Here is a 16,191-nt window from a genome sequence, read left to right as displayed (position 1 = left end):
TCCTTTATATTCATTTGTTGTTTTTTATAATAATTTTTTAATTTATAATCATTATTGATAACAATTATCATTTTTATTTAGATATTATATCCCCACTTTTTTTAAATAGCAAACTATTTTTTTACTTTTACATATTAGTTTACTTTCAAAACACTGTAAATAACAAAGTTATGAGTGCATAATACTCATTGGTTCTGATGCAAAAACTTCAGGATAATTATAATAAATCTATAAAACTTGGACATACTGATACTATTACTCTAGAAAGGGTGCGTGATTGGTATGGAAAAAGAAAATTTGTTCAAATGGAAGCACTATCAAGGAATTCGTATTCATCGAGTGAATGCTGCAAACACTAGTAACCTAGCTTTCGATGGCTCAGGTGAAGTTGTACGTAATCACAAAAAAGACCTCGCTACATTCCAAAATGGCAAGGTCTATCATGCTGATTTAAATGCAACCTACAACATTGGCACATGTTATTTCTTACGTGAGTATCTTAAAGCTTTTTCTGAAAAGAAAAATTTGAAATTTGAGGAAAAAGTTCCTCAAATTTCAGCCAGAACACAGCAATCCTTATCTACATTCATTAGTTTTCTTCAGGCGGTCACACCAGCGGTGTGAAAATGCTCGAGTTAACCGTATTTATGATAAAGGATGCTCCATCAAAATCTATGATTTAGGCGGAGAGGTTCACCCTAACACTTTAAAGTCATAAGCATGAATTGATTTTCCTCCCCGCACAGAGTTAATAATTTCTTCCATACCTATAACTTCACTTTCTTTAATCTTCTTCCCATTTTTTAAAGAGTAAATTTCTATATAATATTTACTTTTTCGATTTTTATCATACCGTAAGACATGTAATTGATCGTCCTTGAAGAAAGTTTGCTCATTGTATCTAACACCATCTGTTACATGATAGTCAATCTTAAACTTAGTATTTACTGTATTTGTCTGTGTATTAAACGTAATAACGTTACCTAATCCATTTATAAAATATAATTCATTGTTATGTAGATATGCGGAATTATTTTTTGTAAAAGGTATTGAAGCTGTGGTATCCTCTTCGGAAGACAACAAAATTAATTCTTGTTTTAATGTCGTTTTATCGATACGTAACAAATAAACTTTTCCTTTAATCGTATTATCATTTTCAATTAAAACCGTATAATAAAAATTTTCATCACTTAAAATAGAAGAATAACTAGAATATGACATATTTTTATCTAAACTAATTTCTGTAACATCTTCAAGCTTCATCTTTAAATCATTAAATGTTACCTTTTTTAGACTATATTCTTTTTTGTCTATATCTTGAGTCATGACTAAAATAGTTTCTTCATCCACTCCAGAGCTCATAAGATAATGTGGGATATTTCCTTTATGAATACCTTTTTTATTACCATATACAACATTTGAATCATATCCTCCGGTATCAGGATTACTACCAGAATTATAGATGTTTACAAACAAGTCGCTGTTTTTTAAATATGCTCTGTAATCTCCTGTATGTTGGTATTTCATCTTAAACTCTTTAAAGTTCTCTCCTACAATTTTAAGCTTATCCTTACTTTCTAATAAAAGTTCTTTTTTATTTTCTGATACTCCTATACCACCAAGCTCTAAACCATTCATTTTATAACCACTTGCTTCCCCATTCTTATTAATAAACACTGCATAACTAATACCCTTACCATCCATGTCTTGATCAGCTGTAGAAGAAAGGTATATCACAGCTTGTTTATCCTTCAAAAAATCTTTTTTTTGAACATCTTCCTCAGATATCAAATTCACATTTGAGTTACTGAAAAAGAAAAAATAAGCTAATACTGTAATCACAATTATCCCTAAAATAACAAATAGTAGTTTTTTCATTATGATATATTCCTTTCTTACAAGAAGAAGTGCAACAAATGTATTCGTTGCACTTCTTTCTATTAGATATTTCGAACTACTGATGTCTGTTTCGCATCACGAACATCTCGTGGATATACGCCAGCGCCACCATCTTTGTCTAAATCTAAACCACCATTAAGCTTGTAAGCTGACCAGATAAGTTTTGAACAATTTTTAGCTCCATAATGACCAGTAGCTCTATTCGTGGCGAAATTATAAGAATATCCGTCTTTACCTACACGGCTTTTCGCCCACCATGCAGCATCATTTTTGTTTTGCCGAGTAGTATTTACAGATTTGACAACAGCGTCGCCTTTATCGACTTTACGAGCTGTGGTACTAAGTGTACGTACTCCATCACCTGGAACTGATTCTACAATTGTATTTGAATTATAGTACATACCAACATGTCCATGATTTAAATATGCAGTATATGAACCAGTATAAAAGAAATCGCCCATATTGCTATTACCTACAGATACTGTACCACCACTACCGCCTAACGTGTTTATTTTTTTATTTGCTTCTTTTTTACCTTGAGCTTCATCCGCTTTGAGTTCTTTATAAATTTGTTTAGTAATTGCCTCTTTCGTATTTCCTGTATTCTTTGCCATTTCATTAATACTTGATATTAATTCCGATGTACTCAAATCCGGTTGCATTTTCTTAATTTCATTCAAATAAGGTAAATCATCACTTTCTGCAAAAGTAGCAGTAGGTACAACTACAGCTGAAGTCATTAAACCCATTGTTAATGCTAATGCATGTAATTTTTTCATATTACATCCCCCTTTTTGAAACTATTAATAAAAATACATATTTTACTAACAGTTCATTTATTTGGAACAACTTCCTTATCATATCTTACAAATAATGTATGTGTAAATGTGTTTTTTGGAAGAAAATTATTTCTCAAGACAACCTTTGGCAATGTATATAGGGCAATCAGCAGTGAATATTTTTACCAAAGCAATTATCAAAATATGGTTCTAGTGCAAATACTTAGGAAAGATATAAAGAGGCGAAAAGTTTCCTAGTGGAATCTAGTCTTAAGCAGCAATTCCAAATAGTTGATGGATGAACTTCACTTGATTTTGGACAGACTTGTCCAGTAAAACAAGTTACCCTTTTTTTACCATATGCATCGCTTCGATTCCAGAAATAATGGATGTAGCTGTGCTAAAGGATTTCAATCCTAACATCGAGCGAACTCGCTTTTTAATAAACCGATGATCTTGTTCCACTATGTTATTGAGATATTTCACTTGCCTTAATTGGATGCCGGTTCTGGTGCAAAAATGCTAAAGTTCTTTCAAGTAATCTCCTAAACCGGGACATACTGATACTATTACTCTAGAAAGGGTGCGTTATCGGTATGGAAAAGGAAAATTTGTTCAAATGGAAGCACTATCAGCCTGATATTATCTTATTAACAGTAAGATGGTACCTACGGTACAACCTAAGTTTTCGTGATTTGGTGGAAATGATGGAGGAACGGGGTTTGTCTATTGCTCACACCACCATTATGCGTTGGGTGCATCAATATGGACCTGAATTAGACGAAAGAGTACGACGTCATCTTAAGACAACAAATGATTCCTGGAGAGTCGATGAAACATATGTGAAAGTAAAAGGTCAATGGATGTATTTATATCGCGCAGTCGATTCAGAAGGAAATACCATTGATTTTTATCTAAGTGAATCAAGAGATAAACAAGCAGCCAAGCGCTTTTTTAAGAAAGCCTTGGCTGCTTCTCATATTTGTAAACCTCGCGTTATAACAGTAGACAAGAACCCAGCCTATCCAGTAGCGATTCAAGAGTTAAAAGAAGAGAAACGTATGCCTGAAGGCATACAAATAAGGCAAGTTAAATATCTCAATAATATAGTGGAACAGGATCACCGTTTCATTAAGAAACGTGTGCGTTCTATGTTAGGATTCAAGTCATATGAAACAGCCACTTCTATATTGAGTGGCGTTGAAACCATGCATATGATGAAAAAAGGACAACTTCACCCACAGGTGAAGTCTGCCCAAAATGAAGTTAGATTCATACATAAATTGTTTGGAATTGCATCATAATCTGTCATTGAACAGTCTATGTAGGTTTCTATGTCTCTATCAAATGGTTTTTGCACCAGAACCCATATTACCATTATGATCTTAATACCATTACTATTTGGGTCCATCCTCGGCCCAAAACCCTTATTGTAGAAAGAAAACCACCGGCATTAGACCGGTGGTTCTGACTTAGAAAGCAAAGCAAGTACAACCAATACCCCATTTGTTACGAAAGGAAATATTATTCAACTGTTAAGTAAAATGGAAGAGTTGGGATTGATTAATCGGGAACAGGACTGGAAAACAAAATACCTTTCATTGACTGAGGAAGGAAGAGAGTTTTTTTATGAAGTTGTTTCGAAACAAGAACAATTTCAAGCATCACAATTTTCTAACTTGACTTACAAGGAAAAAACAACTTCTAGGTTTACTTAGGAAAATTCAAAAAACATAGTAGGTAATCACATATCAGTACTAATGGTAAAAGCGCCTATAAACTTAAAAGCACTTTTCAATTTCAGGTAAGTGGCAAAAAATAGTTTTGTTGCCAAGTTATCTACTTCTCTGATTGAATAATGGTGAATCTTTTCTGCTATTTCCAATAGCAATACCTAATTCAATATGGTTCTCTGGTAAAAAACACAATAATCTGCCTCAACTATAGCTTTTTTCTCCTTCTGACCTATTTCAAATGAACAATTGGAAAGCATATATCATTAATACTCACTTTAATATCCAAAATGATGGAGATCCCCCCTTTATTATCTTAATGTTTTTCGAAAGGCTAATAACCAACTTAATAATGGATATTGTCAATAATTTTAATAATTATGTTTTTATTGAACTACTCACCACTTAACGTCCTTACGGACTGTTTGAAGTGGGAGATTCCTAAGTACAGAGTTCTATCGAACTCTAATGGATTAGGCTATCCCCGTAGTTCCTACGGTTAAGAGACGAATTGCCTCGTTTCTCAGGTTGATCGCTGCATTCCTATCTCTATCGTGATGTGTGCCACAAGAAGGGCAATCCCACTCACGAATTATTAGATTTTTAACATCTTTGTTTTTGTATCCACAATTTGAACATAACTGACTGGAAGCAAATGTTTTAGATACCACAACAACTTGTTTGCCATACCATTTTTCTTTATATTCCAACATCGTTCGAAATTGTGACCAAGATACTTCACTAATTGCTTTTGCAAGCTTTCCATTTTTGAGGAGGTTACTGACTTGTAAGTCTTCTATACCGATGACATCGTGGTTTTTGATGATTTCAGTAGAGAGTTTATGTAAGTAATCAGCTCTCGCATTGGCAATATGTTCATGGATTCTTGCAACTTTCATACGCTGCTTGTTCCAGTTCGAAGAACCTTTCGTTCTTCTTGAAAGGATACGCTGTGCTTTTGCTAACTTTTCTTCTAATATACGGAAGAATTTAGGGTTCTTGTATGTTGTTCCATCAGAAAGAATAGCAAAATCTTTTAACCCAACGTCCATTCCACAAGTGGATTCCGTTTTAAGCATTTCTTGTATCTCTGTTTCGACAAGAATAGATACAAAGTATGTACCACTTGAGTTACGTCGAATCGTTGCATTTAGAATACGACCTTCTACCTCACGACTTTTGGCAAAGCGAACAAAACCAAGTTTCGGTAATTTCATTTTGTTACCTACAATCGCAATATTGCCGTTCGTTTGCTTGGTTGTGTAGGATTGAACCTTATTGTTTTTAGATTTGAATCGTGGAATATCATTTTGTTTCTTGAAGAAACGCGAAAAAGCATCTGCGAGGTTTTTTAATGTGGATTGAAGAGCAATACTATCTACTTCTTTTAACCAAAGTGTATCCTGTTGCTTTTTTAATTGAGTAAGCTCGGCAGAGCAAGAAAATGGTTAAATACAAAGCGACTGCACCCAATGATTTTAGCAATTAATATTTCTTGTACCTTATTTGGATAGATACGAAATTTATATGCCTGATTTACTACCATGGGTTGCACCTCACTTTTTTCGTAGGATACCTACAGTATACTAAAAAAAGTAGGCTTACGCCTACCGACATTCATCTCCCATCTAAAATTGGTGTTTTCACACCTTCACATTTTTGAGGAGGGAGTCTTCTGTCGGAAAACGATAAAATTAGAGCTCCAATATTAATACTTCAGAAAAAGGAAATAACACCCTATAAGTCGTATATACAATTATCGACAATTTGGCGATGCTTTTTTTAGCTTAAATGTCTAACCAGAAATAAAAATAGGAGTGAAAATAAAATATTTTAAATGTTTTAGAGTAAAGAGTTTTTTTGATCAGAGAGGCAAGAATATAGGTTTAATAATTAAAATTCATGGGGAGGAAATTTATATGGCAAAAGTTACTGTAGGTAATGAAAATCAAGATCCAGTTGAACTCTATTATGAGGACCACGGTTCAGGAAAACCCGTTGTCTTAATACATGGTTGGCCTTTAAGTGGGCGCTCTTGGGAATATCAAGTACCAGCTCTTATTGAAGCAGGTTACAGGGTCATAACATATGATCGTCGAGGCTTTGGAAAGTCATCTCAGCCGTGGGAAGGATATGAATATGATACCTTTACTTCTGATTTACATCAACTATTAGAACATTTAGATCTTCAGAATGTCACACTTGTTGGTTTTTCTATGGGTGGAGGTGAGGTAGCTCGATACATTAGTACGTATGGAACAGATCGTATTGAAAAGGCTGTTTTTGCTGGAGCAGTTCCTCCTTATTTATACAAATCAGAGGATCATCCTGAAGGGGCATTAGATGATGCAGCGATTGAAGAATTCAAAAGTGGCGTGATAAATGACCGCCTTGCATTTCTTGATGAATTTACTAAGGGATTTTTCGCGGCTGGTAATCGAACAGATTTAGTTAGTGAGCCATTCCGTTTATATAATCGGGATATTGCAGCTAGTGCATCACCTAAAGGAATGCTCGATTGTATTACTGCCTTTAGTAAGACAGATTTTAGAAATGACTTGGAAAAGTTCAATATACCTACTCTTATTATTCACGGTGACTCTGATGCAACTGTACCTTTTGAGTTAAGTGGGAAACGCACATATGATTCCATTCCTGGTAGTAAACTCGCTCTAATACAGGGTGGTCCTCATGGATTAAACGCAACTCATGCAAAAGAATTTAATGAAGCATTATTAACATTTTTAAAAGACTAATCTTTGAGGTACTACCGGAGGCAGTTCAACAGCAATATCAAGAATAATAACACGAATTTATCGATTAGGGGTTTTCCAAAAAGAGTAGCGCTATGCTTAATCTTTGGAAAAACCTTCTTTACATAGTTTTTTTTAGATCTCTTAGTGAGATCGCCACAGCGCTATCAAGTTAAGAAATACATTCTTCCCCAAAACGAAAAAAATGAACTGAACTTCTATGGACAACTATGAAAGGATAAAATTTTCGTTTTGGGGATAATTCAAAATCTTAGGTTGATGGGCATGAGGCGGTACCCTATGTCCATCAACTTAAGAACTTGCTTTACCCCAAAAAATTATTTTTTAGAGTAAGTTGATTTTTTGAACCAGAAAGGTATATTTTTAACTATAAAAACTATAACAAAATTTATCCGGTTTTCCTTTTTTGCCTACTTGCTAAATTCAGCAAGTAAAATATTTTTAAATGGATCAGGACTATCAGCTTTAAGGCTGTTCAAATTGACGGCCAATGTATGCTTGCCTCCAAGTGTGCCACCAGCAAAAGTGGTAAACCCTAGAACGCTACCTTTGTGTCCCCATATCGAGACACCGTTCGGAAGCTTAGTTTCAAAGATTCCCAGACCATATCCGGTTCCTTCTCTTCCTGTAGGAACTGTAGTAAGCATTTGTTTTAGTTGCTGTTCCTTCAGGAATTTGCCACTGAGTAAGTAAGAGAAGAATTTGTTTAAGTCGTCAGCAGTAGAAATCATATCTCCATCCGAGCTACCTGGGTTAATATAAGTAACGTCTTTTAGCTCACTTGCTCCGTCTAGTTGGAAATAGCCACGGGCATGCTTGGTGCCTGGAATCACGCTTGAATTTCCAGGTAGGAATGTATTTGACAAATCAAGCGGTTCAATAATCCGATTTTCAACCTCTTCCGGATAGTAATCTGGTTACCATCATATCCGTTTCCTTGAATGACACCAGGCAACCATTTTTCAATGGAGTCGTCTAGATTCAAACGGTTCTCTCCAGATAATTGAAGTAGAACTGTTGCAATGAACGTTTTCGTCACACTGCCAATGCGAAAGCGAAAATCTGGTTTCATTGGTTTCTTGGTTCTCAGATCCGCTATCCCAGCGGCATAACTCCAAGTTTTACCACCCTTAGAAATTTTAGCGAGTATTCCCGGGTATCCAAGTTGCAGTGTATCCCGCATTGCTTTCTTGACGGAAGTACGATCTCGTTGAGTACTTGTTTGTAACGAACTAGATACATTTTGCGTGGGTTCTGCTTTTACAATTGAGGTTGGTGTTATGTATAACAGGGAACTTCCAGCTATTAAAAATGCTAGACTTGCACATGTAATTTGACTACGTGTTTTCATAAGGCATTCCTCTTCTCTATTTAAATTGTATAGATAGTTGATAGTTGTGTCATACTAACCACACAGCTATCAACTCTTCCAATGACAAAAAGTCAAAATTGAATTTGTAATTATCTTACTAATCATTATTTTCACAAACACCATTGTGTCCTAACAAACGGTAAATCCCTCTTTTTCCACATGCATGTTAACCATAGAAAGTATTTCTTTTCCTTAAAACACTCTTGTTACTGATTTATTTTTCATATATAAATCATACTTGTTTCCCCCTTCACGCCTCCTTATATTTTTATCCTACACAATGAAAATCTCTTTTTCCTTACCTATCCCTTACAAATTCCTTACATGCGAAATCGCTTCTATAATAGAGTTGAAGTAGCATCTGTGCCCGAAAACGAAAAAAGAAACACCGATGTTTTTCGCTTCGGTGTTTCTTTTTTACGCTTTAAATATCGAAGATTCTGTTTACTCTTAACAGGTTAAATTGCGGATCTTTTCTAATGTGATTATTCTTCTTGCTATATAACACAAATTACATTGTGCTGTACGAAAAACTTAAAATCATTTGTTTCTATGTTAAAATTCAACCTAGGGGGTACTTCAAACCCTTAGCTTGATGGTGATGTGTTTCTATGCCACATCCCCTTTAATTTGAAAACACTTATTCCATCTAATGCCCCTTTAATGTAATGAAATAAATGACATTTTAAACAACTCTATTGACACTTAACACTACCATCCATACTAAACTTCGATGAGCCACATTATCACAAATTTATTGATGTAGTTGAGATGGACTCACTTTTTGAATTTGAACAAGTATATCAAATGATTTGCCTAATGATATATCAACAGTTTTTGGTATGTCAGGACCTTCGGTAGCTATTCCAGCGAAAATTGGATGTTGTTCGTTTAACCAAGTTTTTGTCAATCCTTTTGCCTTACGTAAATCAATAAAAAATTGATCTTTTTTGACTTATCCAAAGATGTAGTTATAACTGTTTGGATCATCTGATTTTAATGTTCCATATGGGCCAAATTCACCGTTACTATTATATACATTATATCGTCCTTCATAAACAGATGTTCCGATAGATACATACCGTTTTCCATAATATTCTGCCAAATGTTGCCCAGCTACTTTAGGATATATAAAAGGAATCATATTTGATTTCGAAACGTGTCCATTATGTCCCCATACAATGGTTTTTCCTAAATGTTCTTCAGTCCACTTCACATTTTCATACATTGCGATATCATGTTTCAAAAAAAGATCCGATGGTTTATCAGGAGGTGACGCTAACATTGTAGTAAACTGTTCAATAATACGGGCATTTTGTTTTATCCATGCGAACTCTTTGGATTTTCCATTTAGATAACTTTTATTTTGTTCTAATAAAGCACTGATTTGTTTAGCATCTGAAATATACTTTTCTTTCTTTTCTTCCGTAAGGCCGCCAAAGGTATCCATATCCTTTGTTACAGGAATAAGGCCTTTTATCTTCTCTTCTAAACTAGGCACAAGATCTGAATTGTTTCTTTTTACATATTCAATTATATTATTATAAACATTTTCGTTTACTGATTGTATATCCATCCCAATGACACGCACTTTAGATTTATGTTTTGGATTAGCGTTATATTCTTTAATCCAATTAAATAGATTTAATATTTCTTTCGTGTTAAATACAGATGATAAATGTTGGCTTGGGTTTCCCTTACCAGTAAGAACATATCGATCAAGTTCCAAAGCTCTGTCCCATCCCTCTTCTAAAACTAAGTTAATAAAGCCCTTTTCAGATACTAAATAATTAACAATGCGGTGTTTCATTGTAAAAACTTCATGAGCCCCGTGCGTAGCTTCACCTAAACCTACAATTGAAGCTGATCCTACCATATTCTTAAGTGGTTTTAAATCATTAAGAGATGCAGTTGGATTAGTTGTTTTTAAAGGCTTTGCATGCGCTTCTAACCATTCCGCTATTTGATTTGTATTGTAGGGAGCTGTAACAGAAACTTCTGTTTTCGAATCTGCATAAGTACTTCCTACAAAATAAGTCAGTGTTATAGCAGAAGCAACAATTGCAATAATCATTTTCTTTTTCATAAAAACCTCCTGAAATACTTCTTTATTAGTTTTTGACATGCTCTACGAACTTCCGTTTAAATCATTAACTTTCTTCTTACTGTTAAGATACATTTATTCTAGTTCCTAAAACTCACTTATTTCTTAATAGGTTCTTAAGAAATTCTTAATTCACTCATACCAATATAGAAAAACAAATAACCTTTCATCAAAAAATAAAGGGAACAGGTTATTTGGTTATTCACTTCGCAAGTTTAATGCTCAAGTTTGTCATTTTTAAAACGGTTAAACTTTATTACCAAAAAAACATTATCCTTTCTAAATAAGCTAGATTAGAAAGGATGACGTTTTTTGGTACTTAGAAGTATTAAAATCTCTTAAGTTGATGGGGTACCGTCAGGAAAATGCAGATTTACACCGCTAAGCCCCTTTTCCTGACGGTACCCCGAAAAGAACAAATCCTTGCCATACCCCTAGTAGAGCTCACCTAATCGAATTATAAATACACCGGCGTAATGTTGCTCTTGCTTCTTATCTATTTAGATGTCGTTTTATTCTGAATGCAGGCAGCACGTGTGCCTCTCTTACATAAAGAACTGGAAATCGCAGCAAGAAAACCGACACCCACCCTCGAATAAAGGACGCGATGTCGGCTTTAAACTTAACGGCCAAACTCTTTATTGAATATTTTATCCCGACTCGCCATGACTTCCGGACCTACTGCGTTGATGGAAGTTACTAAAATATGCTCCCCTCCTAGAGAGCCACCAACTCTTGATTCAAACCCGAAAGTACCACCGGCGTGCCCCCAATATGATTGCCCATCCGGTGTCTTTTCTTCATAAATTCCTAGTCCGACTTTACCAATAGGTGAATCTACTGTTGTGAGCATCTGGTCCATCATCTCTTGATTTAGAAGTTTTCCACCCAACAGCGCACTGAAGAAGGTAGTTAAATCTTTGACAGATGAAACCATATTTCCCGCTGCATTTGCCCATGATTGATTTATTTCTGTCAAATCATACAAATGACCTGATCTGTCCATATTATATCCTGTAGCGTGCTCACCTGGTATATGAGAATTTGCTTCCATTACGAATGTCTCCTTTAGCCCAAGTGGTTCGATGAAACGTTTTCTGATTTGCTCTGCATACGTATCTCCTGTTGCCTTTTGAATAATTTGACCAGCTAGCACAGTATTGGTGTTTGAATAGTCCCAACCCTCCCCAGGTGAAAATACAGGTGGCTTGGCAAGTCCCAGGCTGATAAGTTCATCAGCAGTATAGTAACGGTATGGATTTTGAGGCAAGGTAATATCTCGCATATCCAAATCTGTATAGGATGCAATCCCGCTTGTATGATTCAATAACTGACGAATCGTAATTTTGTTACCGTCATACCCATTACCCTGTACGATTCCTGGTAACCATTTTTCAACCGAATCATCAAGGTTTAATTGTTTCTCCTCAGCCAACTGCAGTATAACGGAAGCTGTGAACGTCTTCGTGACGCTTCCAATACGAAATGAAAAGTTCGGTTCTACTGCGCGCGGTACCTCGTAACTCGCTGTCCCTGTAGCATAAGACCAGCGCTTACCGTCCTTTAATCCGCCTGCTATGACACTTGGGATTTTTTTATTGGTTACTACCTGATCGATTACGTATTTGACTTCTTCTCGATGGTTCCTTTTCTTTTCTTTATCCATAACTTCCTTTTTGGTTTTCCCTGCAAATTCTGAGACTAAAATATTCTTGATATGTTTTTCTGCGCCTAGTACATTGATGTTTATCGAGATGACATGTTGACCATCTTCAGTTCCACCTGCAAAGTTAGTAAATCCGGGAATTCCACCACCATGCCCCCATACTTCGGTACCGTCCGGCAATCTTGTTGCATGTATGCCAAGCCCATACTTTCCTAACGGGGAATCAGCTGTACTCGTCATCATTTCCTTTTGCATCTCCGGCGTCAACAGCTTTCCACCTAATAATGCGCGAAAAAACGTCGTCAAGTCTTCTCCTGTTGAAATCATCTCACCTCCAGCATTAGCAAATGACGGGTTAAGCACAGTAATATCTACTAATTTATCTCCCGTATTCAAGTAGCCACGAGCATTTTTTTTCGGAATATCCATCGAGCTTCCAGGAAGGAATGTTTCTTTAAGTCCGAGTGGCTCAATAATTCGTTTCTTAATCTGTTCGGCATATGTCTCTCCAGTAACCTTCTGGATAATAAGTCCTACAATAACCGTATTTGTACTCGAGTATGCCCACCCCGATACTGGCTCTAGTTCCAAAGCATGAGCAATTAACTTTTCAGGTGTATAATTTTCGCTTGGATTTTCAAGTAATTTATTCTTAAACTCTGGAGTCAAGAAGTCTGGAATTCCACTCGTATGATTTAATAATTGTCGAATTGTAATTTTGTTGCCATCATAGCCTTTCCCCTTTACTAACCCCGGGATCCATTTCTCTACCGTATCATCCAGACTTAGCTTCTTCTCTCCAGCAAGCTGTAATGCAACTGTAGCAACAAACGTCTTTGTTGTACTTCCAATCCTGAAAGCAGAATCAGCATCCACCTTATGATTTCTCTCGATGTTTGCCTCACCAGAAGCATATGACCAGTTTACATCTCCATTTTTCACGGCAACAATAACACCTGGAATATTTTCAGTATTAGCAGCCTTATCAACAGCCTGTTGGGTGGGCGTCTTTTTATACACTGCGTTTACATTTCCATTAGTAGGTAATACTAGTGTCCCAGCCAGTATAGTCGCTGTTAAGGCAAGTGCAGTTCCTTTTTTAATGATGAATGATTTCATAACACATCTCTCCTATTATTTTGAAAATTTCTGTTGCTTCACTCCCTCACCTTAACTTCGAAATTGTTAAATAGCATAGTGACGAAGCGACTAAATGTTTCATGACATCGTGCGTAAATCTGTCACAAAAACCGTATGATAAACTGTCACCTATTTTATATGACATACTTTACAGCCAGTCTCTGACCGTCCTTCCACTATCTATTGACGAATTGGAAGATATACCGCATGATAAATTTGAATCATTAGAAAGTTGATTTCAAAAAAATACAAGTAGGTGTGCATAATCTATGTTCTCAGTAATGAAAAAGTGGTTTTGGTATGATTGGATATTTGTATCCGTACGAACGTTTTGGCTGTTCGTTATTATAAGTGCTGATTTTATACATCCATCATTAATCAATGCGTCACTTTGGATTGTAATTTCTCTTGCTATCGTCGTTTACTTTGTTCCATTAATCGTCCGATATAAGAAAGAAGACTGGTATCTTGCAGTCGATGTCACGGCATCAGGCCTATATTATCTTTATTTAGCTTACGTAGCGCCGGGATTGCTTTGGTCTTTCGTTTTACTCGTAATGATTCTTGGTTTAGCAAACATTCAAAAAAACTATGTGTGGACAGGTGTCCTCTGTGGAATCGTATTCCCAGCATTGAACAGCTGGATCGCTAATCATCTCCCATATGAGTCTATCTTTAGCTGCAGCCTTGGTTTTGTCATTGGGATGGCATTTAATATATTAATTCAGTACCATAAGCAAGCCCAAATTATACAAGAGCAGAAGCTGTTGCTGGAGCAACATATTAAGCGGATTGAGGAGCTTACGCTGATAGAAGAACGCAACCGGCTGTCACATGAGCTGCATGACACAATTGGCCATACTCTTACTTCTCTTATCGTCGGTGTCGAATCATTGCGAGCGTCAGTGCCAGATTCGCAGTTTGAGAGAATTGATTCTCTTGTCGGTATTGCCCAAAACAGTCTGGATGATATCCGAAAGCATCTTCATCAGCTCTCTCATAATCCATTAAATTATTCGTTAAGTGAATCGTTGAGACAATTAACCGAAGAATTTATGAGGTCGACGGGTACAACGGTTACATTCCGTGTGATTGGCAATGAGACTCTAGTCATGCAAAAAATAAACTTTTGCCTATATCGTTGCCTTCAAGAGTCTCTAACAAACGCGGTTCGGCACGGCAAGGCGAGCGCGATAGCCGTTCAACTACATTTCGATAGGAAACAGCTTCGGTTACAGATTGAAGATAACGGCGTCGGAATGAAAGAAATTCAATTCGGATTTGGGTTCAATGGGATGAAGGAACGGCTTGAACAATATCACGGCACATTGTCGGTTCATTCTGGAGCTGAGCAAGGAACATTTGTCATATGTAATATTCCGTTGCAGACAGAACTTGTACATGACACGATCCGCCTGTTGATCGTTGATGATCAGGCACTTATTACCGACAGTTTAGAGCAAGTTTTGGATCAGCATGCTGATTTTACCATAGTTGGTAAGGCGAAGGATGGGCGCGAAGCATTAAAACATTGTGAGCAGTTCCATCCTGATATCGTATTAATGGATATTCGTATGCCGGGAATGGACGGACTTGAGGCTTTACTTGAGATGAAACAGCGATGGCCTGATATTAAGATTGTGCTCATGACAACGTTTGAGGATTCCTTGCAAGCAGCAACTGCATTGGAACACGGAGCGGAAGGCTACTTGCTGAAGTCAATTCATCCACGAGAGATGATGGAAGCTCTGAAACTTATTTATAACGGAGGGACCTGGATCGATCAATCGGTCGCTACGCGAGTCTTCGAAGAGATGAAGCGTCAACGTGAGCAACTAGAAAAGATTCGCTCAAGTAAGGAAAGCTACCCGTACGGACTTACGAAACGCGAGATGGAAATTCTGGAGCATTTGTCGAACGGGCTTCGCTACAAATCAATTGCTTCTAAGCTATTTTTATCAGAGGGAACAATACGCAATTACTGTTCGAATCTATACTCGAAGCTCGGCGTCAATAATCGCGAGGAAGCAATCAAAATAGCGAGAACAGAGAATATCTTATAGACGCTGTAGAACTTTCCGATAGTACTCAAATTATAGATCCTTTCGATACATATACGTCTGCTGCGCCAAACAATGAGCCTATCTTGCGAAGAAAAGACTTATTGAAGTTCTGTTGGAATTCATAAATTTTCATCAAGTATGATAACTCCCCTGACATTATCTGTAAGGGGAGTTATACTATAATAGGCTATATCAACAGTGATTGGAGTGTTATTAGATGCAAACAAAAAATGTTTATCTTTATGTATTTAATATAATGTCAGACTGGGAATGTGGGTATTTAATTGCTGAATTAAACTCGGGAAGGTATTTCAAAAAAGATTTAGCTCCTTTAAAGGTAGTTACAGTAGGGGCTAATAAAGAAATTATTACTACGATGGGAGGACTGAGCATACAACCAGATATTTCCCTAGATGAATGTACTCTTGAGAGTAAAGATCTTTTAATCTTACCTGGAGGAAATACTTGGGGAGAAGATATTCATCAACCTATCTTGAAAAAAATTGGCGAAGCTTTAAAGCTTGGCACTATTGTTGCTGCAATTTGTGGTGCAACTGAGGGCCTCGCGAATATGGGATACTTAGATTCTAGAAAGCATACAAGCAATCACTTAAAGTATATTAAAATGGTCTGTCCTAATTATAAAGGAGAAAAATTTTAT

8 protein-coding genes and 4 pseudogenes are annotated in these 16,191 nt (G+C 36.3%); 5 read left to right on the top strand and 7 right to left on the bottom strand.

Annotated elements, in window-relative coordinates; all coding sequences use genetic code 11:
* Nucleotides 1-282: 282 nt before the first annotated feature.
* Nucleotides 283-624, top strand: coding sequence for a hypothetical protein (locus HRG09_RS23745; RefSeq protein WP_254610163.1), 342 nt, complete (start codon nt 283-285; stop codon nt 622-624).
* A 69-nt stretch (nt 625-693) separates the two neighbouring features.
* On the opposite strand, the gene HRG09_RS23740 is transcribed toward HRG09_RS23745, so the two are convergent.
* The 3 genes and pseudogenes from HRG09_RS23740 to HRG09_RS23730 form a co-directional block, all read right to left on the bottom strand.
* Nucleotides 694-1,878: a hypothetical protein gene (locus tag HRG09_RS23740; protein WP_174103246.1), complete on the bottom strand. Its 1,185-nt coding sequence runs from the start codon at nt 1,876-1,878 to the stop codon at nt 694-696.
* 62 nt (nt 1,879-1,940) lie between these two features.
* A complete protein-coding gene (locus tag HRG09_RS23735) occupies nt 1,941-2,678 on the bottom strand; it encodes a hypothetical protein (RefSeq protein ID WP_174103245.1) in 738 nt (245 codons plus the stop codon).
* 270 nt (nt 2,679-2,948) lie between these two features.
* Nucleotides 2,949-3,182, bottom strand: a pseudogene (locus HRG09_RS23730) (DDE-type integrase/transposase/recombinase); the annotation flags it as partial.
* A 92-nt stretch (nt 3,183-3,274) separates the two neighbouring features.
* Here HRG09_RS23730 and HRG09_RS23725 point away from each other — a divergent pair.
* The gene (locus HRG09_RS23725; protein WP_174103242.1) at nt 3,275-3,982 is read left to right on the top strand and encodes an IS6 family transposase; all 708 of its coding nucleotides are present in this window, start codon (nt 3,275-3,277) and stop codon (nt 3,980-3,982) included.
* Between the two features lie 902 nt (nt 3,983-4,884).
* On the opposite strand, the pseudogene tnpB reads toward HRG09_RS23725, so the two are convergent.
* Nucleotides 4,885-5,957 (bottom strand): annotated as a pseudogene (tnpB, locus tag HRG09_RS23720) (IS200/IS605 family element RNA-guided endonuclease TnpB).
* A 373-nt stretch (nt 5,958-6,330) separates the two neighbouring features.
* On the opposite strand from tnpB, the gene HRG09_RS23715 reads away from it, so the two are divergent.
* Complete coding sequence (locus tag HRG09_RS23715; protein WP_174103241.1) at nt 6,331-7,167, top strand: alpha/beta fold hydrolase; 837 nt, start codon at nt 6,331-6,333, stop codon at nt 7,165-7,167.
* Nucleotides 7,168-7,595: 428 nt separating this feature from the next.
* Here HRG09_RS23715 and HRG09_RS23710 read toward each other — a convergent pair.
* The 3 genes and pseudogenes from HRG09_RS23710 to HRG09_RS23700 form a co-directional block, all read right to left on the bottom strand.
* Nucleotides 7,596-8,536: pseudogene (locus HRG09_RS23710) on the bottom strand (serine hydrolase domain-containing protein).
* Nucleotides 8,537-9,311: 775 nt separating this feature from the next.
* Nucleotides 9,312-10,643: pseudogene (locus tag HRG09_RS23705) on the bottom strand (erythromycin esterase family protein).
* Between the two features lie 640 nt (nt 10,644-11,283).
* Nucleotides 11,284-13,446: a serine hydrolase domain-containing protein gene (locus HRG09_RS23700; RefSeq protein ID WP_174103240.1), complete on the bottom strand. Its 2,163-nt coding sequence runs from the start codon at nt 13,444-13,446 to the stop codon at nt 11,284-11,286.
* 290 nt (nt 13,447-13,736) lie between these two features.
* Here HRG09_RS23700 and HRG09_RS23695 point away from each other — a divergent pair, with 290 nt between their 5' ends.
* Both HRG09_RS23695 and HRG09_RS23690 read left to right on the top strand, forming a co-directional pair.
* Nucleotides 13,737-15,530 (top strand): helix-turn-helix transcriptional regulator, encoded by a 1,794-nt coding sequence (locus HRG09_RS23695; protein ID WP_174103239.1) that lies wholly within the window; start codon nt 13,737-13,739, stop codon nt 15,528-15,530.
* Nucleotides 15,531-15,747: 217 nt separating this feature from the next.
* The coding region (locus HRG09_RS23690; RefSeq protein WP_174103238.1) for a DJ-1/PfpI family protein at nt 15,748-16,191 on the top strand (444 nt) is incomplete at its 3' end.

Origin of the sequence: Bacillus sp. Xin1 (assembly GCF_013314535.1) — a bacterium.
Classification (GTDB): domain Bacteria; phylum Bacillota; class Bacilli; order Bacillales; family Bacillaceae_G; genus Bacillus_A.
The sequence above is the reverse complement of the archived record's forward strand: the minus strand, read 5'-3'. Positions and strand labels throughout refer to the sequence as shown.

What these genes read in the sequence shown, in the direction of transcription:
- HRG09_RS23695 (WP_174103239.1), top strand. Translation starts at nt 13,737, where the DNA reads ATGTTCTCAGTAATGAAAAAGTGGTTTTGGTATGATTGGATATTTGTA.
- HRG09_RS23745 (WP_254610163.1), top strand. Translation starts at nt 283, where the DNA reads ATGGAAAAAGAAAATTTGTTCAAATGGAAGCACTATCAAGGAATTCGT.
- HRG09_RS23735 (WP_174103245.1), bottom strand. Translation starts at nt 2,678, where the DNA reads ATGAAAAAATTACATGCATTAGCATTAACAATGGGTTTAATGACTTCA.
- HRG09_RS23740 (WP_174103246.1), bottom strand. Translation starts at nt 1,878, where the DNA reads ATGAAAAAACTACTATTTGTTATTTTAGGGATAATTGTGATTACAGTA.
- HRG09_RS23715 (WP_174103241.1), top strand. Translation starts at nt 6,331, where the DNA reads ATGGCAAAAGTTACTGTAGGTAATGAAAATCAAGATCCAGTTGAACTC.
- HRG09_RS23725 (WP_174103242.1), top strand. Translation starts at nt 3,275, where the DNA reads ATGGAAAAGGAAAATTTGTTCAAATGGAAGCACTATCAGCCTGATATT.
- HRG09_RS23700 (WP_174103240.1), bottom strand. Translation starts at nt 13,446, where the DNA reads ATGAAATCATTCATCATTAAAAAAGGAACTGCACTTGCCTTAACAGCG.